This is a genomic window from Stenotrophomonas pictorum JCM 9942 (assembly GCF_001310775.1).
In the GTDB taxonomy this organism is placed as follows: domain Bacteria; phylum Pseudomonadota; class Gammaproteobacteria; order Xanthomonadales; family Xanthomonadaceae; genus Stenotrophomonas; species Stenotrophomonas pictorum.
Window position 1 is genome coordinate 1 of record NZ_BAZI01000733.1, and the last position, 728, is coordinate 728.

The window sequence follows — 728 nt, forward strand, 5'->3', positions numbered from 1 at the left end:
CGTTGTGGCGGGTGACCAGCGCGGCCACGCGCTGGCGGCTGTCGGCCGCGCCATCGGCGATGGCGGTCAGTTCATTGGTCACGCCGGACAGCGCCGAGACCACCACCAGCACCCGGCCGCTGGTTTCCTCGGCCCGTTTTTTTGCCAGTTCCCCGATCGTGTTCCAACGATGACGACGGGACACCGAGGTGCCACCGAACTTCAGAACGATCCAGCGATCAGCGCGAGGGGAAGCAGACATTGGCTTGGGGGGTTCACTTGGGGGAGAAAGACCCGGCAACGCGGGCAGAACTCCCGATTCTATGCCAAGGCCGGCGGGGCCGGATTGCTGATTACGGTCGATACCATCCCCCTCCAGGGGCGCAGAAAGTAGCACCTGCAACGACCCCGGTCATCCCCGCCCGTGGCCCGGATTGTTAAGCTGCCCGGCCCCTTTGCTTCCGAGCCGCCATGACCGCACGCCGCTACCTGCAACTGGACGTCTTCGCCGCCCGCCCGGGCGCCGGCAACCCGCTGGGCGTCATCGTCGACAGCGAGGGCCTGGACGATGCCGCCATGCAGGCCATCGCCGCCTGGCTGAACCTGTCCGAGACCATCTTCTTCCTGCCGCCGGACCAGGGCGCCAGCTACCGCATCCGCATCTTCACCCCGAAGGGCGAACTGCCGTTCGCCGGCCATCCCAGTGTCGGCGCGGCCTGGGCGGCGGTCGAGCTGGGCCTGGCCACACC

General features: G+C 68.0%; 2 protein-coding genes. One reads left to right on the top strand and one right to left on the bottom strand.

The window, feature by feature from the left end:
- On the bottom strand, nt 1-241 hold a 241-nt coding region (locus tag JCM9942_RS18545), incomplete at its 3' end, for an amino acid kinase family protein (protein WP_157723062.1).
- Between the two features lie 209 nt (nt 242-450).
- Here JCM9942_RS18545 and JCM9942_RS17365 point away from each other — a divergent pair.
- A partial coding sequence (locus JCM9942_RS17365; protein WP_157723064.1) for a PhzF family phenazine biosynthesis protein occupies nt 451-728 on the top strand: 278 nt, incomplete at its 3' end.